This window comes from Acidobacteriota bacterium (assembly GCA_039030395.1).
GTDB lineage: Bacteria > Acidobacteriota > Thermoanaerobaculia > Multivoradales > JBCCEF01 > JBCCEF01.
On record JBCCEF010000006.1, the window covers coordinates 106,721 to 127,217 of the forward strand.

Genomic DNA, 20,497 nt, shown 5'->3' on the forward strand with positions numbered 1-20,497 from the left:
GGGCTGGAACAGCCCCCCTGAAAACGACGGCGCGCGAACTACGGTGCTGAGCACGTAGGTCGGTGCCCCTTTAGAGAGCCCGCCGCCCGGCGAGGGAGCGAGCCAGCGTCACTTGGTCGGTGTATTCGATGTCGCCGCCCACCGGCATACCGAAGGCAAGACGCGTGACCTCGATGCCGCGGTCCTTGAGCAAGCGGGCGAGGTACAGCGCCGTCGCCTCACCCTCGACATTCGGGTTGGTGGCGAGGATCACCTCTTCCACCTCGTCGAGGCGGCCGAGCAGGCCGGCGACGTCGATCTGGTCCGGGCCGATGCCGCGGTGGGGGCGCAAGGCGCCGAGCAGCACGTGGTAAAGGCCGGCGAACTCGCCGGTGCGCTCGATGGGCTCAATATTGAAAGGTTCCTCGACCACGCAGAGCTGGGTGCGATCCCGCGTCGGGTCCCGGCAGTAGCGGCAGGGATCCTCCGCCGTGATGGCGTTGCAGGTCGAGCAGTGGAAGAGCTTTTCTTTGACGTCGACGATCGCTTCGGCAAGGGCGCAGGCCTCAGCGTCCTTCACCCGCAACAGATGCTGGGCGATACGGCCGGCGGTCTTCGAGCCGATCGACGGTAGCCGCGACAGCTCGCCGACCAGCCGGGCGAGGGGATCGGGCGTGGTGGACAAGGAGGACTGGAGAAGAATTCGGGCTAAACGATACCCGGCAGGCTGGCGGCCATCGAACCCATCTTGCCTTGCATCGTCTCATCGACTTTGCGGGCGGCTTCGTTGACGGCGGCCTTGATCAGGTCTTCGAGCATCGAAACGTCTTCCGGATCCACCGCCTCGGGGTCGATCTTGACGGAAACCAAGAGCTTGTGACCGTCCATGCGCACCGTCACCATGCCGCCTCCGACGCTCGCCTCCACCACCGTCTCGGCGAGTTCCCGCTGGAGTTTTTCCTGCATTTCCTGCGCTTGCTTCATCAACTGCCGGATGCTGCTCATGATTCCTCCGTAGGGAGATCCTCGACCTCCTCGACTTTACCCTGAAAGAGATCCAAAACAATCTGCACCGCCGGATCCGACGCCTCTTCCGCTTCTACGGTTTCCGCCTCCGGCTCGGTCTTCTGGCGGGCCGTCCGGTCGCCCTCTTTGACGCTCCAGGTGGTTCCCTGGCCGAACACGCCGGTCACCGCCTCGTCCATCACTTTGCGGTTGGTCGCGCGCTCCAAGGCCTGGGCGAGGAGCGGATCGTCAGCCGGCGTGACGATCACCACCTCGCCGTCCTCGATGTCGATGCGCTGTGCTTCCTGGAGATGGGCCGCCAAAGGCTGGCGGCGGGTGCCGACGGCCTCCATCAGGGCCGGTACACCGGCCGCCGGTACGCCGATCGAAGGTGAAGCCTCCGCCGGTGGTTCGGTCGTCGCTGCGGGCTTGTCGGTCGCCGAAGTCGACGCGGCCTTTTCGGATTGTGGCGGCCGGCGTACCGGGGCCTCTCCTTCCAGTGCCTCAGCGAGCTCTTCCGGCGAAGGTTCGTTGTCGGCCGGGGCCGCGGCCTCTTGCTTTTTGGCCTTCCTCTTGGGTGGCTCGGGCTGCTTGGGTGGCTCGGGCTGCGGCGCAGGGTCTATGGAAGAGCTGCTCGGCGCGTGGCCACTCGCCGGAACCGGCTTCCTCTTCGACACCGCCGCCTTCCCGGCCACGGTTGTCGCGTCGGCGAGAGAGGGGCCGGGGGCGCGGCCGGCCAGGAGGTCTTCCAGCAGCACCAGCTTCGGCAGCTCCGCCGCCCGCAGCCAGGCCACCTCCAGGGCGAGGAATGGCGCCTCGCTCCGCCGCAGGATCGGCTCGCTCGACAACAGGTGATGGAGAAGGCGCAGGAGATTTTCGTAGCCCGCCTCGCGCGCTAGGGCGCCGATGCGCTCGACCTCGTCGGCGGTGCGGTCCACGGGAACGGAATCCTCCCTGCCGGCGCCGCCGCGCATCGCCAGATGAAGGGCGTCGCGGCAGAAGGCGAGGAAGTGGACGAAGGCGTGGCGCGGGTCCCAGCCGTCCTCCTCCAGCCGATGAACCATTCGGCGCAGGGTGACGGCGTCGCCGGCGAGCATCGCTTTGAGCAAATCCTCTTGCAGCGCCGAATCCAGGCCCCCCAGAAGCCGCGCCGCCTCGGCGTCCTCGATGGTGCCGGAGCCGAAGGTGGCGAGCTGATCGAGGAGGGCCACGGAATCTCGCACGCTGCCCTCGCCGGCGCGGGCAATGAGGCGCAGGGCGGTGGGGCTGGCGGTGATCTCCTCTGCTTTACTGATGTTGCCCAAATGCGCCGCCAGTTCATCCACCGGCACCCGCCGGAAGCGGAACTCCTGGCAGCGCGACAGCACCGTCGCCGGTACCGCGTCCACCTCGGTGGTGGCGAAGATGAACACCAGATGCTCCGGCGGCTCCTCGACGATCTTCAGCAGTGCGTCGAAGGCCTGCCGCGATAGGCGATGGATTTCGTCCAGCACCGCGACCTTGTAGCGGTCCCGCGCCGGCGAGTACTTGAGGCTCTCGGTGAGTTCCCGCACCTGCTCGACCTTCGAGTAGGTCGCGGCGTCCACCTCCACCACGTCGAGGTCCGAGCCCTGAGTGATCTCCTGGCAGGTGACGCACTCGTTGCACGGCTCGCCGGTCGGTCCCTTCTCGCAGTTGAGGGCCTTGGCGAGGAGCCGGGCGGCGGTGGTCTTGCCGACGCCGCGAATGCCCGAGAACAGGTAGGCCTGGGCGATCCGGCCGTCCTTCAGGGCGTTCTGCAGCGCCTGGACGATCGGTCCCTGGCCGATCAGCTCCGAAAAGCGCTGCGGCCGCCATTTGCGAGCGAGGACCTGGTAGGTCATGGTCGTGGTGATTCAGCCTGCCTTTCTGACCGGCAAGCTACTGCGAGGCCGTATGCCACTGAATCTGCTGCGTTATCCGCTGAACCTGCTCCTCTATGTACTGACAGTACGACTTCGTCACAGAACCCGCGGATGCCTTGCATCTCCAGCGACCTACGGCCTCTCGCTACGCTCGCCGGTGAGAAAGGCAGGCTAGGTGTGGTTTGGTCCGGCGTCGGCCGACGAAGGGTTCCGGCGAATCTGCGGCACTCGATCGGATCCCCTTATCGCTGCTCCCTTCCGGGCCTGACGAGGTTCGGAGTCGACCGATGCACAGGACCCGAACCCTTCGTCCGCCGACGCGGGGCCCTTCATGGTACGGCCAGGGCTTACCAATGTAAAGCTCGAGAGCCTATTTACCCGCTGGGCCCCTTGTGTGTATGATGGGCGGCCTTGCGATCGCCGGGAGAAGTGCGTCTCCAGCGAGCGAAAGAGATGATCGACGACGTCGTATGGATGGGCGAAGCGCTCACCGAAGCCCACCGGGCGGCGGAACTGGGCGAGGTGCCCGTCGGCGCGGTCATCGTGCGAGACGGCGAGCTGATCGCCCGCGCCCACAACCGGCGCGAGTTGGACGGCGACCCGCTGGCGCACGCGGAGATTCTGGCGATTCGCCAGGCGGCGTCTCAAATCGCGGGGTGGCGTTTGGTGGGGTGCGAAATGTTCGTCACCCTGGAACCTTGCGCCATGTGCGCCGGCGCCCTAGTCAATAGCCGCCTGGAGCGGTTGGTCTTCGGGGCGACGGATCCGAAGGCCGGTTGGTGCGGCAGCCTAGGCGATCTCGCCCGGGACCCGCGCCTCAACCACCGGCTGGAGGTGCGGTCCGGCGTGCTGGGCGGGGAGTGCTCGGCGGTTTTGAAGCGCTTTTTTGCCGCCTTGAGACGTTAGCTAGCAGACCGCCGAACAAGCGTTTCGCGCATGGTTTCAGCAGGTTCACTAGCTGTTGTTGGTCAGGGGTCTGGGCGCCCCCTCGCCCCAAGAGATGTCTATTTTGGGGCTCACCCCGTCCACGGCGGCTTGCGCCGCCGCCGAGCCCACTGGGCTCGGTCGAGGCCGGCATCGAGTTGTCGGTGCCTTGACCTCCTAGATCTTTGAGAGTGTACGGAGAGGTGTCCGAGTGGCTTAAGGAGCACGCTTGGAAAGCGTGTGTAGGGCAACCCCCTACCGTGGGTTCGAATCCCACCCTCTCCGCCATCTCATCGCGACCCGGGAGAGGTGCCAGAGTGGTCGAATGGGGCGGTCTCGAAAACCGTTGACCGGGCAACCGGTCCGTGGGTTCGAATCCCACCCTCTCCGCCATCGCAGAAGCCGATACAGCTTTCGGCGACGTTTGGGTTTGACATGACGTGTTCCGAGCCGAGAGCACTCGGCTCTTTGAGTCAGTATCAGGACGGGCGGATTCCCTGAGCAGTGGCGGAGTCCGCCGCCGTCCCGAAAGAGGAAGGTGGTTCATTGTGAAGAGGACTTTTCAGCCCAACAATCTGCGCCGCGCGCGCCGTCATGGCTTTCGCGCCCGCATGAAGACCCGGGCCGGCCGGGCCATTCTGCGCAACCGGCGCCGCAAGGGCCGCAAGCGCCTGTCGGCCTGAGCGTAGAGCGGTCAACTTCTCCGGTACGAGATGCGGCTCCTAGAGGTGAGCGCTTTCGGCCGGAGGATCGACTCAAGCGGCGCGCCGATTTCCAGCGCTGCTACCGGCGCGGCCGGCGCCGTCATGGGGAGTGGATGTTGCTTTACTTCGCCCCTAATGATCAGGGGCGTCCGCGGCTCGGCATCACGGCCAGCCGCAAGGTCGGCAACGCCGTTCATCGCCAGCGTCTGAAACGGCGGATTCGAGAGATCTATCGGCGATGGGATCGGCTCGGCAGCCTTCCGGCGATCGATTTGGTGGTTCACCTCAAGCCCGCGTCGCGGAAGGCGGATTTCCAACCCTTTCAGCGAGAGCTTCGGGGCCTGTTAGGAAGCGTCCAGCAACCGCCGAAGGAACGTTGAGGCACCGGTCCCAGTCGGCAACCGCCCTGGCGCGCACGGCAGTCTGGGCGCTCGACGGCTACAAGCGGTGGCTTTCCCCCCTTCTGCCGCGTTCCTGTCGCTTCACGCCCACCTGTTCCGAGTACACCCGGCTGGCGGTGATCGAATATGGAGCCCTGCGAGGCGTAGTGCGAGGCATGGCGAGAATTCTGCGCTGCAACCCGTTCCACCCCGGAGGCGTCGATCTCCCATGACCGGCCTGCCGCGCTGCGGCATTTTTGTTTTCTCTTGCGGCAATAGGCGTTACTAGAAAGGATCGAGAGAAATTTGGACATTCGGCGCTTACTGCTCGCCTTCGTACTGTCGTTGGGCATCCTGCTGACGTGGAATTACTTCTTTCCGCCGCCGGAGAAGAGCCTGAGCCGGCCCGGCTCGGAGTTGACGACGGTGGAAGGCGGGCGCTCCTTCGCCGCCGACGCGGAATCCGGCACCGGTTCGGCCGATGCGGTGGAGCGCATGGAACCAGCACCCGGCGACGCTGCGGCCGGCGAAACGGCCGCCGCGGCCGCGGAGGACATCGATGCCTCCGCCGAGGAGCGGTTGGTGGTGGATGGTGAACGCTTCCGCGCCACCTTGTCCAACCGGGGCGCGCGCTTGACCTCCTTCGTGCTCAAGAATCACACCGCCTCGGACGGCGAAAGGGTCGACCTGGTTCGCTACCGGGAGAACGAGCGCTTGCCGTTCTCGCTGGTCGATCCGGCCTCCGGTGAGCCTCTGGCTCTCGACAACGCCCTTTTCGCCGTCGAGCAACAAGGCAGCGGGGACGAACGCACCATCACGTTTCGGCACCGTAGCTCGGCGGGAACGGCGGAGAAGAGGTTTCGCTTCCGGCGCGACGGAATTTTCGAGGTGGCGGTCGAGGTGGAGCGGCCGGCGGACTGGTCGCTGTGGCTCGGGCCGGGGATCCGCAATCCCTCACCGGACGAGCTGGAGAGCCGCTATGCCGGAGAGCGCGGAGGCGTGTACCTGCTCGGCGAGGACATTGAGCGGGTGGACGCCCGCAAGGGAGCCGAGCTGGAAGCCCTGCCGGCCACCGGCCTGCGCTGGGTCGGCCTGGAAGACCACTACTTCCTGACGGTCGCCATCCCGAATCCCGAGACCCCCTTGCGTGGCGTGGTCTTCAATCCGCTGCTGATGGACCACCGGCCGGACGGTCTATGGGCCTTCGCCCCAGTGCCTCCGAAGGAGCAACTCACCAAAGCACAGAAGGACCTGCAGCGCGACTACGCCCTGCTGCTCGAGCCGGCCGGCGACCGGCTGGAGATGGAGGCCTTTTGGGGGGCCAAGAACCTCCGGCGCTTGAGCGCCATGCCCTACGGCCTGGACGGCACCGTGAACCTGGGAATGTTCGGATTCTTGGCGCGCTGGCTGTTCATCGGCCTGTTTTGGATCCACGAGAACATGGTGGCCAACTGGGGCTGGTCGATCGTGCTACTCACCGTCGGCATCAAGCTGATCCTGTTTCCGTTGACCCACAAGAGCTACAAGTCGATGCGACGGATGCAGGAGCTGGGACCGAAGATGCAGAGCATTCGTGCCAAGTACCGGCCGAAGCTCAAAGACAAGAACGGCAAGCCCAACCTCGAGATGCAGCGCAAGATGAACGAGGAGATCATGGGTCTGTACAAGAGCGAGGGGGTCAACCCGGCCGGCGGTTGCCTGCCGATGCTCCTGCAGCTCCCGGTCTTGTTCGCCTTCTACCGTCTGCTGGGCGCCGCGGTGGAGCTGCGAAATGCGCCCTGGATGTTGTGGATCCAGGACCTTTCGGCTCCGGATCCGTTTTATGCTTTGCCGATCATCATGGGGGCGACGCAGTTCATCCAGCAGAAGATGACGCCGATGGCCGGCGACGCGATGCAGCGGCGAATCTTCCAACTGATGCCGGTCTTCATGACCTTCCTGTTCCTGGGTTTCCCCAGCGGACTCGTGCTCTACTGGCTGACCAACAACGTTCTGACGATCATCCAGCAAGGCGCGTACAACCAGTTCAAGAAGAAGGATGAGCCCAAAAAGGGCGCCAAGAAATCCTGAGGGAGCGGACTCGATGAGCGATAAACAATACTTCTCCGGCAATAACCTCCGGCAGGCGGTGCTCTCCGCCGCCTCGCAGCTCGGCCTGGAGCCGGACGATCTGGTGTACGAAGAAGTCAAGAAGAAGGGTGGCACCCTCAAGGGGCGCAAGCGGGTGGTGATCGTGGTGCGCGGTGACGGATCCTCGGCCGAGGCGGCTCCGCGGCCCGAGGTGCCGGTCGCGACGGAATCTTTGCAGTCTACGGCTCCTTCCGAGCCCGCACAGCCCATCGCGCAGCCGGGTGCCGTTCCGGTGGGCTCGATGCCGCCGAAAGAGGTGGCGTCGACCCCGGACACGGCGACCGAAAAGGCGGAGGACGTCGTCGACGACGAGCCCATTGGCGAGGATCTTTCGGCGCCCTTGTTCCTCGGCGACGACGATCCGGATAGCGACGATCCGGCTGCGGCGGACGACCAGGGCAATGACAATCAGGCCGCGGCGGGCGATCCGGGCGATATGGATCTGGGACAGCAGACGGAGGCTCCGCAATCGACCCCGGCTCCCCCGGCAGCGGCCGCCGAAGAAGCCACCGGGCGTTTCGCCAAGGCGGCGGACCAGGCGCTGATCCCCCTCCTGCAAGTGGCCGGTCTCGATATCGAAGCGGCAATCTTTCAGGGCGAGGAGCGACTGGAGATCGACTTCAGTGGTCGTGACCAAGATCTCTTGACGGCCGAGAAGGGTGAGCTGCTTCAGGCGGTCGAGCACCTGATGCCGCGCCTGATCCGCGGTGTTGCCGGTGAGACGACGGCGGTGCGGGTGGACAGCGACGGCTTCCACGCCGCCCGCGAAGAAGAACTTCGGCAGTTGGCCCTGCGGCTAGCGCGGGAGGTCAAGGCTTCAGGAACTCCTCACTCGACGGGCCCTTTGGAGCCGAGTGACCGGCGCATCGTCCACATCGCGGTAGAGCATGATCAGGAGATCGTGTCCCGTAGCGATGGCCGCGGCTTCCGCAAGAAGGTCACCCTACGGCCTGCATAAGACCGCAGGTTAGAGCGGATGTTTCACGTGAAACACAAGCGTGGCGCCGGCGGTCGAAGAGCAGAGTGGGACCCGTCGCCGGCCGCCGATGTTTCACGTGAAACATGACCCAGCTTCCCGAGATCCACCCGCAAGAGTTGTCCGACGATCTGTCGGCTCTGTCGCCGGAACCTCTTTCCCCTGAATCCCTGGCGGCACTTGCCCGCCATTACCAAGAACTACGCCGATGGAGTGACCGCCTGGCGCTGGTCGGACCGGCATCGAGCCACGAGGTTCTGCCGCGACATTACGGCGAGGCCTTGGCGGCGTTGCCCCTCGTCCCCCGGCGAGGCGTCCTAGTGGATATCGGATCCGGCGCCGGTTTTCCGGGATTCGTATTGGCAGCAGCGCGTCCGGAACTGCGGGTGACCTTGATCGAGGCGCGGGCCAAGAAGTGGTCCTTCCTGATGGCCGCGGCTCGTGCCGCCTCGGCGGCATTGCCCTCTTTGTTCTGCCAGTGCCTCAATGCTAGAGTCGGCGATCCGTTGCCCCGGGGATTCCCGGAGACTGTTGACTGCATCACGCTCCGAGCCCTTCGCCTACCCCCAGAAATCCTCTCGCTGCTCGCTACCCGATGGACGGCGACGGGTCGGTTCTTGTTCTGGGTCGGTGCGGAAGATCCACCGCTACCTCCGGATCTGCGGCCGGGTCGGGAGCTTCCCTTGACCGGTAGCCGCTCCCGGCGGGTGCTAGAGGTGGTGAGGGCGGCGTAGCCCTTTTTCTTGTGAGGTCGTAATCGATGGGGACGATCCTGGCGATCGCGAATCAGAAGGGTGGCGTGGGCAAGACCACGACGGCCATCAACCTGGGAGCCGCCCTCGGCGCGCTCGAGAAGCGGGTTCTGCTGGTCGATTGCGATCCCCAGGGAAACGCCACTCGCGGCCTCGGGGCCGAAGCCTCGTCGCCGCACCTGTATCAGGTCCTGGGAGGCTCCGCTTCCGCCGAAAGCGCGATCAAGAATTCGGGCTTTCCAAACCTGGACTTGCTGCCGACGGATCGCAATCTGGTTGGTATCGAGGTCGAGTTCGTCGATCAGGACGACTGGCAGAATCGGCTGAAATCGGCCCTTTCCGCAGTTCGTAAGAACTACGACGTGATCCTAGTGGACTGCCCGCCGTCCCTCGGCCACCTGACGGTCAGTGCATTGACCGCGGCGGATGGCCTGCTGGTGCCGCTCCAAGCGGAGTACTTCGCTTTGGAGGGCATCAGCGAACTGATCTCGACCGTCGGCCGGGTGCGCGGTGCCCTCAATCCGCGCCTCGAGATATCCGGAGTTCTGCTGACCATGTATGACGATCGCACCAACCTTTCGAAGGAAGTCGCCGATGAGATTCGGCGCCACTTCGGCGGCGCCGTGTTCGACACGGTGGTACCGCGCAATGTGCGCCTCGCCGAAGCGCCGAGTCATGGCATGCCGATCCTGCAGTACGACATCCGTTGCCGCGGCGCCGAAGCCTATCTGGCCGTCGCCCGGGAGCTGCTGCGGAGGGCGGCATGAGCGCCGCCAAGAAACGCGGCCTGGGGCGCGGCCTCGACTCCTTGATCCAGAGCGCGCCAACGGCGCCGACCGGAGCCCGGCAGCTCGCGGTGGGCGAGCTACACCCGAATCGCGACCAGCCGCGCAGCCGGTTCGACGAGACCGGTCTCGAAGAGCTTGCCGATTCGATCCGTGCTCAGGGGGTCATCCAGCCGATCATCGTCACCGCCCGCTCGGCCGGCGGCTACACCATCGTCGCCGGCGAACGCCGCTGGCGGGCTGCCCAGCGCGCCGAGCTGGCGGAAGTGCCCGCTCTGGTGCGGGAGATTTCCGGCGACCAGGAACTCCTGGAGCTGGCGCTGGTCGAGAACCTTCAGCGCTCGGATCTCAACTCGGTGGAAGAGGCCGAGGCCTACCAAACCCTGCAGGACAAATTCTCCCTGTCTCAGGACGAACTCGCTTCGCGGGTGGGCAAGGCCCGCACCACGGTCGCCAACTCCCTGCGGCTGCTGCGGCTGCCGACGGAGGTCACCGACCTGATGCGCGACGGCCGTCTGACCGCCGGCCAGGCGCGTCCGCTCCTCGCCCTCGACTCGCGGGAAGAGCAGTGCCGCTGGGCTGAACGCGCGGTCAACAAGAGCCTGAGCGCACGGGATCTCGAGCGGCTGGTACGATCGGCCAAGGGTGGCCGCAAAGGGAGGACCCCGAAGGCGCGATCGATCGAGGTCCACACCGCCGCCGCCGAGGAGACGCTCACCCAGAAGCTCCAGACTCGGGTCGAGATTCGCCGCCGCGGAAAAGGGGGCCGAGTTCTTCTCCACTTTCACACTGAAGAGGAGCTGATCCGGCTGTACGACCTGCTGATTTCCAAGGGAGAGGGCCCATGATTTTCAAGAATGACAGCTCCGCCAGCGAGCTGAACGGTTTTCTCGACCGTGGAAGTCACATCGAGGGCGAACTGCGCTTCGACACCTCCTTTCGGGTCGATGGCAAGGTCACCGGTACGGTGACCTCGAGGGGCATCCTGATCGTCGGCGAGAGCGGCGAGATCGACGGCAAGGCGGAGGTGGACGAGGTGTTCGTTTCGGGCACGGTGCGCGGCGCCGTCACCGCCCGCAAGCGCATCCACGTCGCCGCCGGTGGGCGGGTGTACGCGGACCTTTCGACCCCCGCCCTGGTGATCGAGGACGGTGCCTTCTTCGAGGGAAGCTGCTCAATGGATCGGCAACCGAGGCAGGATCCGACCCCTGACCAGACCGCCGACCGTGGCCCCAAGCTGGTCTCGAAAGCCGCGCAATCGTAAGATTTTAAAGAATTTAGACTTCGTTTGATGGTTCGGCAAGGGGACCGAATTCATCTTGTGTTCGTGCCTCCCGGTGCCGCGACCGGCAGTGTCAAGGGTGTCAAGGGTGCGGCCGGGGGTGGCCTCCTCGAAGGCGGGGTCAGGGCTTCATAGGACGGTAGGAAAGTCAGTGGGTTGCCCGCCAGGAAGGAACGGTCGAAGGCGGCGGTGATCACCCGGCCGTCCAGATCCTGGGCGATCGGCAGGCCCAGCCCATACATCAGGGTCGGCAGGACGTCGACCAGGCCGGCGCCGGTGAGCAGGGAGCCCTGCCGAATGCCCTCGCCGTAGAGCAGCAGCACGCCATCCGGCGAACCCCGGAAACTGCCGCCGATCCACGGCTCGGAGGCCAGTTCCCGCCAGTTGCGAGCCCAGCCCGCCGGGGCGCCGGCGCCGTAGGCCGACACCACGGCGAGGAGCTTGGGTTCGGGGATCGCCTCCCACAGCCCTGCAATGGCCTGGTCGCAATAGGCGTAGTAGGCCTCCAGGGTCTCCGCCGCGTCGCTGTAGGCGCCGTCGTGAAGGCCTTCGATGCGGGCGGCGGCGAAGCCTCCGAAGGCGCTCTCGGAAACCCCCGCCAGGCCGTCCAGGACCATCATCAGAGCCTCCGGGGGCGGTTCCGCCGCCAGGAAGAACTGGCCCAGCGAGTCTCGCCAGAGGTCGCCGGCGAGGGCGGTGAGCACCTCCGAATTCGGCGATGGTCCGAAGCGGGCGGTGAGCTGTGGGTCCAGCTCGTCTTGGCGTAGCCGGAAGATCCGGGCGCGTTCGGCAATGTCCGTCGGCCGGGCGACCCCAGCCTGCCGCGGCGCCGAGAAAAACCGCTCGGAAATCGCCTGATTCGGATCTTCCGAAACCGGTGCGCTCGCCGGCCAGCCGAGCATGCTGCTGGTCATGCCCAGGCGCGGAAGTACCTCCCACAGCGCAAGCGCCCGTCGTTCGGTGCCGTCGGATGGGCTACCTCTCCGACCGAGGGTTCCCCAATGTTGAAAGGCGAGACCCGCCGGCAGGATGGCGATCTGCCCGCCCTCGGCCAGTAGGGGCGCGGGGTAGATCCGCTCCGAGACGAGACCGTGCTTGTAGGGCAACTTACCGGTCGCCAGGGTGGTCCACAGAGACTTGCGCCGGAAGGGGCCGAAGGAGGTCAGGCGGCCGTAGGCACCGTTGCGCAGGGCGTGGTCGAGAAACGGCAGGTTGCCCTGACCGGCGGCGGGCAGCAGGGCGTCCAGGGTCGCTCCGTCGAGGCCGACCAGCAGGAGACGCGGACGCTGGATTTCCGCCACCGTCGAAACTCGCGGCGCCGGCCCGATACGTGGCCGAAAGGCATCCCGGCGCTCCATCACGAAGTACACCGAAGCGAGAGAGAGGATGACGAAGCCCGCCAGGCTGCGCACTCCGTAGCGGCGGTCTTGGAGGGAGTGGAGGAGCGCCGTGTAGAAGGCGACGAGGGCCGAAAAGGACAACAGGGCCGAGGCCTTGATCAAGCGGATGTTGATGCCCGGCGGCAGGAAGAAATTGAACCGCGAGGCGTGAATCCAGTGAAACAGCGCCGCCGCGGCGAGGGCGACGGTCAGCGCCCAGGGCAGGAAACGACGCGCCCGCTGGCGCCGGCCCCACAGAAACGGCAGGCTGGCCGCTAGGGTCAGCAATCCGAGGCCGCCACCGTAGATTCCAGCGCCCCGGGCCACCGGGGCGACGTCGAAGGGCAAGCCCGGATTGAGAAAGAAGATCAAGCCGGTGAGCTGGATACCGAAGAGCAGGCCGGGCAAGAAACCTGCCGCCACGACATCGAACCAGGCGGGGGTGCGCCAGGGACGAGAATCGGGGTGTGCGGTGTGGCGAGCGTCGGTCATGGATCCGGTCGATGGCGGCGCCTCCAATGGTAAAGTCCCGCGCCGATGAAGGCCAGAATCGTCGCCCCGGATCCGTCGGCGGCTATGACCGGCCGAGGACGCGAGCGAGGAGATCGATGTGACAACTGAGCCGAGTCTCGATTGCGTAGCAGTGGCGCTCGACACCCCCGAGCGCCAGATCTTCGACCGCTGGTGCACCGACTTCGGCCCGCGCGTCGGAGTGCTGAAGGTCGGTCTCGAAGCCTTTGTCCGGTGGGGGGCGCCAGCCGTCGCCGCGGCCTGCCGCCACGGCCGGTCGGTGTTTCTGGATTTGAAACTGCACGACATCCCCAACACCGTTGCCGGTGCGGTGCGGTCGGCGAAGGAGCTGGGGGTGGACTATCTGACGGTCCACGCCGGCGGCGGCCGCGCGACGCTTGAAGCGGCCGCCGAAGCGGCGGCCGGGGAGCTGAATATCCTCGCTGTCACGGTACTCACCCACCTCGACGCCGCGGCCCTATCGGAACTCGATCTCCCCGGCGGGAGCGCTCACCGCGTCGAGCGCTGGGCGGGTCTGGCACGGGCGGCGGGGTGCGATGGCGTGGTGTGCTCCGCCCGGGAAGTCGCGGTATTGCGGCAACGCTTGCCGCGGCCGTTTACCCTCGTCACCCCCGGCATCCGCTGGGGCGGCGCCTCGGCGGACGATCAAAAGCGGGTGGCCGATCCGGCCGGCGCCCTCGCCGCCGGCTCCGACCTACTGGTCATCGGCCGCCCCTTGACCGCGGCTCCAGACCCGGAAGCTGCCCTCGCCTCCCTCCGCCGCGAAATCTCTGCTGTCCGCTAGCATCCCTTGCAGGGATCGCCTGGCGACTCCCCAATCGGCGCGCGGAAATCACCCGCAAAGGCCGCTTCAGCAAGGTGTTCCGAGCCAGAGGGCGAGGCGGTGCTGAAAGCGCCGAGGACGGGGGTGAGCCCGAAGAAATTCGGGAAAGGGAAGCGTCGAGCCCCCCTAAAACAGATCTAGCAAGCCTGCTGAAAAAATGCGCGAAGCGCATCTTCCGCAGGTTTGCTAGAAGATATAGAGGTTGCGGTCCACCTCGTGCTCGAACTCCCACTCGTAGGTGTATCCGGGGAATTCCGCCGGAATCATGTAGGTCGCCCGCATCTTGATGCGGTCGCCGATGCGCTCCACCGAGAGGTTCTTCTTGTCCAGCGGAATGTCGAGGTCGTGGGCCTTGTTGAGGAGCCGCTTTTTGATGTTCTCGGACGACCGGTCGTGGGTCGCGACGGCGGCTTGATCGACCATGAAGTCGTAGAACTCGGCGCTACGGATCTTGATCGGGACCATTTCCCAGGCCACCATCACCGCCACGATCAATACCAGGCACCAGAAGATGCAGCCGATCCGTCCCTCGCCGCGCTCTTTATCGGCGATGCCAAATTTTGTCTTCATAAAACTTCCCCTCTAGCGAACAATGGAAAAAATTCGATCCCATCGAATCTCTCGGAACATCACCGATAGATCACTCCATTGGAATCCTCCCTCGGACTCCGATGGGTTGGCCTGTTCCTCCGGCTCGAAAGACCAGTAGATCATGAACGCCCGCCCCCGGATCAACTGATTCGGAACGGACTGCCAGGCGCGGGAGTCGTTCGAGTTGTCGCGGTTGTCGCCGAGAAAGAAGTAGCCGTTGGCCGGTACCGAGTAGGGACCGAAGTTGTCCCGGAAACGCTGTGCCTCCGGCAGAAAGCGAGACGACGGGTAGGTTCGCGGGTCCACCCGATAGGTGTAAGAGGTGTCGTCCACCGGTCGGCCGTTGACCACCAGCGCCTTGTCCACCAGCTCCACTCGATCCCCCGGCAGACCGACGCACCGCTTGATGAAGTCGCGCTGCGGATCCTCCGGGAAACGAAACACCACCACATCCCCGCGCTTGATCGGCCGTACCGGCAGCAGCGCCTGCTCCAGAATCGACGGGCTCGGTCCGTAGATGAATTTGTTGACCAGGATGTGGTCGCCGATCAGCAGGTTCTGCTCCATCGAGCCGGAAGGGATCTGGTAGGCCTGCACCACGAAGGTTTTGGCGAAGGTCGCCAGCACCAGGGCGATGAGAACCGCCTCGCAAATCTCCAGGGCGATGGCTGATCGGCGACGCACGGAGCGCTACCCGATCTCCCACCAGCCGGCGACGGTCCGCTGGCCGATCCCCGGCTCCCCCGGGAAGCCTGCGGCTTTGCGATGGAAGATCGGCCGGATTACCCCTTGCGCGGCGCCTACGGCGCCGCCTCGCCCTTCGGACCCGAAGCAGAGTGCTGACGAGTTTCTCGGCACTCTGCTACCGGATCAGATGGAGGGTTCGTTCCCAGCGGGTGCGGGTGAAGAAGCCGAGGGCCGTGCGGCCGAGTTGCCGCAGCTTACCGATGAAGCCGGGCCAGGTCTCCGGCGGCGGCTCTCCGCCGTAGGACCAGTACACCACCGCCGCCCGACCCTTCACCAGCTCCGCCGGCAAGGTGCCCCAGAACCGCGAGTCGTGCGAAAAGTCGCGATTGTCGCCCATGCAGAAGTACTGGTCCTCGGGTACCACGATCGGCCGCATGAAGTCGCGCATCGGGATCATTCGGCTGTCCCGGTGCCGGGCGTAGCTCGAATCCTCCACCGGCGAGCCGTTGATCCAGAGCTGCTTTCGTACCACCTCCACTCGATCGCCGGGCAGGCCGACGCAGCGCTTCACCACGTCGATGTTCGGATCCTCCGGCGACCGGAACACCACGATATCTCCGCGCCGTAGGTCCCGCGCTGGCAGGAGCGACTGCTCGATCCCCATCGCCGTGTCGCCGTAGATGAAGCGATTGACGAACAGGTGGTCCCCCACCAGTAGGGTTTCCTCCATCGAGCTGCTCGGAATGTAGAAGGTCTGTACGACAAAGGTGTTGGCGAAGCGTAGGAAGAGCGCGGCGATCAGGATCGCCTCGGAGTACTCGCGGAACATCGATCTTTTCTTTGCCACGGCGGGTCCAATCTACAGCAATCCAGAGGGAATCCCAAGGCATTTCCCGGCCCGCCGACTCGGCTGAAAAACCAACTGGCACTTGTCCAATTCGTAGGACGTCGCAGGACGACCAGGCCTGGCACCGCTCCCCTCGGAGACCCCCACCTTCTCCGGTGTGGCGGCGGCAAGGGCGTTGTACGGCGCGGTCCGTCGATCCGACGATGAGAAGCCACACAAGTTCATTTATTTCAGCATCTTGCGTGAATCTTTGCGAAGTGGCTCGAGGCTTGATCTACCCCCACCCGAACGTCAATCGGAGAAAGGGGGCGCTCAAGGAAAGCCGCAACGAAGTTCTCGACAAGGCCGCTCTACGGCCGGACCGCGTGGGTCCGGCCTAGGGCCATCGCAGGACCCCGGTCGGAAATGCCATCCCGGCCGGAGCCGCTCAACGGCAAGAACTGACCAACGGCCCGAGGGTCTCGGGCTGCCAAAAGGAGAAACCATGTTTCACAGCAACGCTGACCAGCTTTCGATCCGCCGTTCCGCGACCATCGTCCTCATGCTGTCCATCCTCTCGTGCCTTTGCCTGCCGGCCTTCGCGGCCGAGGACAAGGTCAACATCAATACGGCGAGCGCAACGGAACTCGCCTTGCTGCCGCGGGTCGGTCCGGCGGTTTCCCAGCGCATCGTCGATTTCCGCGAAGACAACGGGCCTTTCAAGAGCCTCGAGGAGCTGATGTTGGTGCGCGGCATCGGTGAGAAGACTTTCGAGCAGATGCTGCCCTACATCACCCTGAAGGGCGACACCACCCTGAGCGAAAAGGTCCGCACTCAGCGGGCGAGGGAAGGCGCCGACAGCTAGAGCGTCTCTTGCGAGGAGGTAGGGGAGCGCGCCGGAGGTCGCTCCCCTACCCTCGTTGATTCATCCCATCGACAGCCCGCGGCGGGCGGCAGCCCGCCGCCCATGGCGCGAAAAAACGAAGCAAAGGAGGTTCCCGGTGAGGAGAGGTGTGCCCAAATCCGGATGGGCGGCCCAAGGCGGTTTCAATCTGGTGGAGATGGTGGTGGCGCTGGCGGTGCTGTCCTTTCTCGCCAGCATCTCGGTGCCGCCGCTGATGCGAGCCGCTGCGGAGTCGAGAATTCGTTTGGCGGCGGCGGAAGTCGCCCATACCTTCCACCAGGCTCGCGCCTGGGCGGTGCGCTACGGCGCCAACGTCGGCGTACGTTTTCTGCCCGGAGAGGACTTCGTGACCTGGGAGATGTTCTATGACGGCGACGGGGACGGCGTGCGGCGGGACGACATCGCCTCCGGGATCGATCCCCGGGTGCTGGGCAAGCGGCTGTCCCGCTTCGGTCCGGCCGCGCGCTTCGGCTTTCCGCCGGGGGCGCCGGCGCGGGATCCTGGTCGGCCGAGCCGGCGCCTCGATCGCCTCGACGATCCCATTCGCTTCAACCGGTCCGACATCGCCTCCTTCGACCCGCTGGGAAGCGCCACCCCGGGCTCCGTGTATTTGACCGACGGCAAATTCCGGCTGGCGGCGGTGCGGGTCGCCGGAGCGAGCGGTCGCATCCGGGTGCTGCTGTGGGATCCGGCGAAGGACGCCTGGAGAGAATGATGTTCGATCGACCGCCTGCAGCCGCCCCGGGGGTTTATCGACGGGCGTCGATTGACTCCCTCGAAACGACTGGAGTAAGGTTTCCGGCGATGCGCGCCATCGTCGTCGTGACCACCGTGGGTACCGAGGAACAGGCCAACCTCATCGCCCGCGAACTGCTGGTGAGGCGTCGCGCGGCCTGCGTCAACGTCCTTCCTGGAATTCGTTCCACCTACCGCTGGCAAGGCAAGATCTGCACCGACGGCGAGCTGATGTTGGTGGTCAAGACTGCCGCCTCAGAGTTCGAGGCCGTCGCCGAGACGATCCGCGAACTCCACAACTACGAGCTGCCGGAGATCCTGGCCTTCTCGGTGACCGACGGCGATGCGGGTTTCCTCGCCTGGATCGGCGAAAGCGTCGACAAGACCGCCGACTTCACCGACGACGAAGATGAGCAGTACCAGTTCGGCAACCCCGACGACACGGACTTCTAGCAAAAAAGGCTGCTGAAAAAATACGCTTCGCGTATTTCAGCAGCCTTTTTGCTTTCGTTTTCAGGGGGCTGCGCCCCCTCGGCTCGATGAATCGAGCCTCACCCCATCTTCGGCGGCTCCTCCGCCGCCTCACCCTGTTCGGGCTCGGATCGTGAAGTGGAGCGGCATCTAGCTCCCGGATTGCCCCAATTACCCCTAGCGAATCAGGCGCTAGCCGAGCGCCTGGCCGAGGTCGGCCAAGAGGTCTTCGATGCTTTCCAGCCCAACGGAGATGCGCACCAGGCCGTCCGTCAGGCCGATGGACTCGCGGCGCGCTTCGGGCACCGAGGCGTGGGTCATCGAGGCCGGGTGGGAGATCAGGGTCTCCACGCCGCCTAGGCTTTCCGCCAGGCTCATCACCTGCACTCGGTCGAGCACCTTTTTGGCCTCGTCGTAGCTGCCCATGTCAAAGGTGACCATCGCCCCGAAGCCGCTGGCTTGGCGCTTGTGGATCTCGTGGCCGGGATGGTCCGGTAGGCCCGGATAGAGCACCTTGAGAACCCGCGGATGGTCGATCAACAGGTCGACAATCCGGCGGGTGTTGCGTTCATGGCACTCCATTCGCACCGGCAGGGTCTTGATGCCGCGCATCACCAGGAAGCTGTCGAAGGGCGACAGGATGCCGCCGGAGGACTTCTGGTTGAAGTAGAGCCATTCGCTGACCTTTTCGTCGGCGCTGACCACCACACCGCCGATCGAGTCGCTGTGGCCGTTCAGGAATTTGGTGGTCGAGTGGACCACCAGGTCCGCGCCGTGCTCGATGGGGCGCTGCAGGTAGGGCGACAAGAAGGTGTTGTCCACCGTCAGCAGAGCGTTGTGCCGGTGAGCGATGTCGGAAATGGCCGCGATGTCGGTGATCTCTATCAACGGGTTGGTGGGCGTTTCGACGAACACCATGCGGGTGTTTTCGGTCATCGCCGCCGCCACCGCTTCGGGGTCTTGTGAGTCGACCCAAGTGAAGGTTAGGTTCTGGCGCTCCAGGATGTGACGAAAGAAGCGAAAGGTGCCTCCGTAGACGTTCCGTGAGGCCACCGTGTGATCGCCCGCCTCGAGCAGCGTCATGATGGCGGTGATCGCCGCCATGCCGGACGCAAAGGCGTGGCCGGTGAGGCCCCCCTCGAGGGCCGCAACGTTCTCCTCTAAAGCGTCGCGGGTCGGGTTTTGCCCCCGGGCGTACTCGTAGACGGTGTCGTGGCCGAGTGCTTCCTGCACGTAGGTGGAGGTTTGGTAGATCGGCACGGCGACGGCGCCGGTCCGCGGATCGGGCGCCTGTCCGGAATGGATGGCGCGGGTGGAAAAGCCGAGGTTCTTAGGATCGCCCTTCAAAGAATCATCCTCCCTACAACGGACACCAGCAATTGGATCTGAGCAGCCGGTGGAGACTGGATGGGGAGAAAAACGGACCGTCTTCGCCCCGGTGGGATCGCCATCGCATTGTAGCCCGTTCTCCTTATCGAAAACCAAGGGTGGGTGGGTATCATGGCCCACATGAGCGACAACCATTCGAAGGCGTCAGATGTTTCCCCCATCCGCTGGCCGGACGACCACCTGGAGTTGCTGGACCAGACCGTGCTGCCGGACGAAGAGGTCTGGCTCGAGTGCCGTCGAACGGAAGATGTTGCCGGGGCGATCCGGCGCTTGTCGGTGCGCGGCGCGCCGGCGATCGGGGTAGCGGCGGCCTATGGCCTGGTGGTGGCGTTGGACGAGGTGCCGGCCGATGCCACGGCCGGCGAGTTCGACGCTCACTTCGAAGATGCGGCCCGGTACCTCGCCGGTACCCGGCCGACGGCGGTCAATTTGCGATGGGCGCTGGATCGAGGAAAGGCGGTCTTCCGAGAGCACAGGCCGGCCGGCCGACCAGCGGTGCGGCAGGCTCTCTTCGAGTGGGCCGAGGGTCTCCACGCGGACGATGTGGCGACCAACCGCCGCATCGGCGCCCACGGCGCCGCCCTCTTCGCCGCCGGCGACCGGGCCTTGACCCACTGCAACGCCGGTGCCCTCGCCACTGCCGGCTGGGGCACCGCCGTCGGGGTGATTCGCTCCGCCTGGGAGAGCGGCAAAGTGGCCCAGGTGTGGGTGGACGAAACCCGCCCCCTCCTGCAGGGCGCCCGCCTGACCGCCTGGGAGCTCAAGCGCCTCGGCATTCCGCATCGCCTGGTCACCGATTCGAGCGCCGGGGCGCTACTGTCCCGCGGCTTGGTGGAGCGAGTGGTGGTGGGGGCCGACCGCATCGCCGCCAACGGTGACACGGCCAACAAGATCGGCACTTATCCGCTGGCGGTGTTGGCCGAGCGTCACGGCGTACCGTTCTACGTCGCGGCGCCGCTCTCGACCATCGATCGCGCCACCCCCACCGGCGCCGACATTCCGATCGAAGAGCGCGAGGGGCACGAGGTCACCGAGTTCTTCGGCCGCCGCGCCGCGCCCCTCGAAACGGCAGTGGCGAACTTCGCTTTCGACGTCACCCCGGCGGAGCTGATCACCGCCATCATCACCGAGGTCGGAGTGCTCAAAGCACCCTTCGGCGAAGCGATCGCCCAGGCCTTCGCGGCGAAGGAGGCGTAGAGTGAACTCCTATGTTCGGGGGTGGGTCTTGGAGAGTGGAATGCGCTGTAGCGGCCTGCGACCGAGCCTCTGAGGCGAGGCGGCGCCTTGCCCGCCGAGGCTGGGGTGAGCCCGTAGGGCGAGGGGGCGCCCAGCTCCCTGGAAATGAACAGCTAGCTGGCATG

At 65.5% G+C, this 20,497-nt stretch carries 22 protein-coding genes, 2 tRNA genes and 1 other RNA gene; 16 read left to right on the forward strand and 9 right to left on the reverse strand.

Annotated features, from left to right (window positions below):
* Positions 1-70 precede the first annotated feature (70 nt).
* The 4 genes from recR to ffs form a co-directional block, all read right to left on the reverse strand.
* Positions 71-664 (reverse strand): recombination mediator RecR, encoded by a 594-nt coding sequence (gene recR / locus AAF481_08290; protein MEM7481161.1) that lies wholly within the window; start codon positions 662-664, stop codon positions 71-73.
* 23 nt (positions 665-687) lie between these two features.
* Positions 688-984, reverse strand: a complete 297-nt coding sequence (locus tag AAF481_08295; GenBank protein ID MEM7481162.1) for a YbaB/EbfC family nucleoid-associated protein — start codon at positions 982-984, stop codon at positions 688-690.
* Positions 981-2,846, reverse strand: a complete 1,866-nt coding sequence (gene dnaX, locus AAF481_08300; protein MEM7481163.1) for a DNA polymerase III subunit gamma/tau — start codon at positions 2,844-2,846, stop codon at positions 981-983. Before dnaX ends, AAF481_08295 begins: the two co-directional genes overlap by 4 nt.
* 225 nt (positions 2,847-3,071) lie before the next feature.
* Positions 3,072-3,171, reverse strand: an RNA gene (ffs, locus tag AAF481_08305) — signal recognition particle sRNA small type.
* Positions 3,172-3,320: 149 nt separating this feature from the next.
* On the opposite strand from ffs, the gene tadA reads away from it, so the two are divergent.
* The 11 genes from tadA to AAF481_08360 all read left to right on the forward strand — a co-directional run bounded on the left by tadA (position 3,321) and on the right by AAF481_08360 (position 10,782).
* Positions 3,321-3,773, forward strand: coding sequence for a tRNA adenosine(34) deaminase TadA (tadA, locus tag AAF481_08310; GenBank protein MEM7481164.1), 453 nt, complete (start codon positions 3,321-3,323; stop codon positions 3,771-3,773).
* Positions 3,774-3,988: 215 nt separating this feature from the next.
* Positions 3,989-4,079, forward strand: a tRNA-Ser gene (locus AAF481_08315).
* Positions 4,080-4,094: 15 nt separating this feature from the next.
* Positions 4,095-4,184: transfer RNA gene (locus AAF481_08320), tRNA-Ser, on the forward strand.
* A gap of 152 nt (positions 4,185-4,336) precedes the next feature.
* Positions 4,337-4,474 carry a 50S ribosomal protein L34 gene (gene rpmH / locus AAF481_08325; GenBank protein MEM7481165.1) on the forward strand — a complete coding sequence of 46 codons (138 nt, stop codon included), beginning with the start codon at positions 4,337-4,339 and terminating at the stop codon, positions 4,472-4,474.
* 427 nt (positions 4,475-4,901) lie between these two features.
* Positions 4,902-5,108 carry a membrane protein insertion efficiency factor YidD gene (gene yidD / locus AAF481_08330; GenBank protein MEM7481166.1) on the forward strand — a complete coding sequence of 69 codons (207 nt, stop codon included), beginning with the start codon at positions 4,902-4,904 and terminating at the stop codon, positions 5,106-5,108.
* Positions 5,109-5,181: 73 nt separating this feature from the next.
* Positions 5,182-6,945, forward strand: coding sequence for a membrane protein insertase YidC (yidC, locus tag AAF481_08335; GenBank protein ID MEM7481167.1), 1,764 nt, complete (start codon positions 5,182-5,184; stop codon positions 6,943-6,945).
* Positions 6,946-6,958: 13 nt separating this feature from the next.
* Positions 6,959-7,963, forward strand: coding sequence for a R3H domain-containing nucleic acid-binding protein (locus tag AAF481_08340; GenBank protein MEM7481168.1), 1,005 nt, complete (start codon positions 6,959-6,961; stop codon positions 7,961-7,963).
* A gap of 104 nt (positions 7,964-8,067) precedes the next feature.
* On the forward strand, positions 8,068-8,715 hold the full coding sequence (locus AAF481_08345) for an RsmG family class I SAM-dependent methyltransferase (GenBank protein ID MEM7481169.1): 648 nt from the start codon (positions 8,068-8,070) through the stop codon (positions 8,713-8,715).
* Positions 8,716-8,741: 26 nt separating this feature from the next.
* Complete coding sequence (locus tag AAF481_08350; GenBank protein MEM7481170.1) at positions 8,742-9,500, forward strand: ParA family protein; 759 nt, start codon at positions 8,742-8,744, stop codon at positions 9,498-9,500.
* On the forward strand, positions 9,497-10,366 hold the full coding sequence (locus AAF481_08355; protein ID MEM7481171.1) for a ParB/RepB/Spo0J family partition protein: 870 nt from the start codon (positions 9,497-9,499) through the stop codon (positions 10,364-10,366). The genes AAF481_08350 and AAF481_08355 overlap by 4 nt, the downstream gene beginning before the upstream one ends.
* Positions 10,363-10,782, forward strand: a complete 420-nt coding sequence (locus tag AAF481_08360) for a polymer-forming cytoskeletal protein (GenBank protein ID MEM7481172.1) — start codon at positions 10,363-10,365, stop codon at positions 10,780-10,782. Before AAF481_08355 ends, AAF481_08360 begins: the two co-directional genes overlap by 4 nt.
* 50 nt (positions 10,783-10,832) lie before the next feature.
* On the opposite strand, the gene AAF481_08365 is transcribed toward AAF481_08360, so the two are convergent.
* On the reverse strand, positions 10,833-12,671 hold the full coding sequence (locus AAF481_08365; protein ID MEM7481173.1) for an alkaline phosphatase family protein: 1,839 nt from the start codon (positions 12,669-12,671) through the stop codon (positions 10,833-10,835).
* Between the two features lie 112 nt (positions 12,672-12,783).
* On the opposite strand from AAF481_08365, the gene pyrF reads away from it, so the two are divergent.
* Complete coding sequence (pyrF, locus tag AAF481_08370; GenBank protein ID MEM7481174.1) at positions 12,784-13,494, forward strand: orotidine-5'-phosphate decarboxylase; 711 nt, start codon at positions 12,784-12,786, stop codon at positions 13,492-13,494.
* Between the two features lie 225 nt (positions 13,495-13,719).
* Here pyrF and AAF481_08375 read toward each other — a convergent pair whose 3' ends face one another.
* The 3 genes from AAF481_08375 to lepB (AAF481_08385) all read right to left on the reverse strand — a co-directional run bounded on the left by AAF481_08375 (position 13,720) and on the right by lepB (AAF481_08385) (position 15,658).
* Positions 13,720-14,103: a hypothetical protein gene (locus AAF481_08375; GenBank protein ID MEM7481175.1), complete on the reverse strand. Its 384-nt coding sequence runs from the start codon at positions 14,101-14,103 to the stop codon at positions 13,720-13,722.
* 12 nt (positions 14,104-14,115) lie between these two features.
* Complete coding sequence (lepB, locus tag AAF481_08380) at positions 14,116-14,808, reverse strand: signal peptidase I (protein MEM7481176.1); 693 nt, start codon at positions 14,806-14,808, stop codon at positions 14,116-14,118.
* A gap of 178 nt (positions 14,809-14,986) precedes the next feature.
* Positions 14,987-15,658, reverse strand: coding sequence for a signal peptidase I (lepB, locus tag AAF481_08385; protein MEM7481177.1), 672 nt, complete (start codon positions 15,656-15,658; stop codon positions 14,987-14,989).
* Positions 15,659-16,142: 484 nt separating this feature from the next.
* Here lepB (AAF481_08385) and AAF481_08390 point away from each other — a divergent pair, with 484 nt between their 5' ends.
* From AAF481_08390 to cutA, 3 genes are all read left to right on the forward strand, one after another.
* Complete coding sequence (locus tag AAF481_08390) at positions 16,143-16,502, forward strand: helix-hairpin-helix domain-containing protein (GenBank protein MEM7481178.1); 360 nt, start codon at positions 16,143-16,145, stop codon at positions 16,500-16,502.
* 148 nt (positions 16,503-16,650) lie between these two features.
* A complete protein-coding gene (locus tag AAF481_08395; protein MEM7481179.1) occupies positions 16,651-17,256 on the forward strand; it encodes a GspH/FimT family pseudopilin in 606 nt (201 codons plus the stop codon).
* Positions 17,257-17,345: 89 nt separating this feature from the next.
* The gene (gene cutA, locus AAF481_08400) at positions 17,346-17,729 is read left to right on the forward strand and encodes a divalent-cation tolerance protein CutA (protein ID MEM7481180.1); all 384 of its coding nucleotides are present in this window, start codon (positions 17,346-17,348) and stop codon (positions 17,727-17,729) included.
* 210 nt (positions 17,730-17,939) lie between these two features.
* On the opposite strand, the gene AAF481_08405 is transcribed toward cutA, so the two are convergent.
* A complete protein-coding gene (locus AAF481_08405; GenBank protein ID MEM7481181.1) occupies positions 17,940-19,094 on the reverse strand; it encodes a PLP-dependent aspartate aminotransferase family protein in 1,155 nt (384 codons plus the stop codon).
* Positions 19,095-19,256: 162 nt separating this feature from the next.
* On the opposite strand from AAF481_08405, the gene mtnA reads away from it, so the two are divergent.
* A complete protein-coding gene (gene mtnA / locus AAF481_08410) occupies positions 19,257-20,333 on the forward strand; it encodes an S-methyl-5-thioribose-1-phosphate isomerase (GenBank protein ID MEM7481182.1) in 1,077 nt (358 codons plus the stop codon).
* Positions 20,334-20,497: the final 164 nt, after the last annotated feature.

Coding starts and splice junctions, on each gene's coding strand:
- AAF481_08375 (MEM7481175.1), bottom strand. CDS start 14,103: ATGAAGACAAAATTTGGCATCGCCGATAAAGAGCGCGGCGAGGGACGG.
- AAF481_08360 (MEM7481172.1), top strand. CDS start 10,363: ATGATTTTCAAGAATGACAGCTCCGCCAGCGAGCTGAACGGTTTTCTC.
- cutA (MEM7481180.1), top strand. CDS start 17,346: ATGCGCGCCATCGTCGTCGTGACCACCGTGGGTACCGAGGAACAGGCC.
- AAF481_08295 (MEM7481162.1), bottom strand. CDS start 984: ATGAGCAGCATCCGGCAGTTGATGAAGCAAGCGCAGGAAATGCAGGAA.
- tadA (MEM7481164.1), top strand. CDS start 3,321: ATGATCGACGACGTCGTATGGATGGGCGAAGCGCTCACCGAAGCCCAC.
- AAF481_08355 (MEM7481171.1), top strand. CDS start 9,497: ATGAGCGCCGCCAAGAAACGCGGCCTGGGGCGCGGCCTCGACTCCTTG.
- AAF481_08350 (MEM7481170.1), top strand. CDS start 8,742: ATGGGGACGATCCTGGCGATCGCGAATCAGAAGGGTGGCGTGGGCAAG.
- AAF481_08390 (MEM7481178.1), top strand. CDS start 16,143: ATGTTTCACAGCAACGCTGACCAGCTTTCGATCCGCCGTTCCGCGACC.
- dnaX (MEM7481163.1), bottom strand. CDS start 2,846: ATGACCTACCAGGTCCTCGCTCGCAAATGGCGGCCGCAGCGCTTTTCG.
- AAF481_08345 (MEM7481169.1), top strand. CDS start 8,068: ATGACCCAGCTTCCCGAGATCCACCCGCAAGAGTTGTCCGACGATCTG.
- AAF481_08340 (MEM7481168.1), top strand. CDS start 6,959: ATGAGCGATAAACAATACTTCTCCGGCAATAACCTCCGGCAGGCGGTG.
- mtnA (MEM7481182.1), top strand. CDS start 19,257: ATGAGCGACAACCATTCGAAGGCGTCAGATGTTTCCCCCATCCGCTGG.
- AAF481_08365 (MEM7481173.1), bottom strand. CDS start 12,671: ATGACCGACGCTCGCCACACCGCACACCCCGATTCTCGTCCCTGGCGC.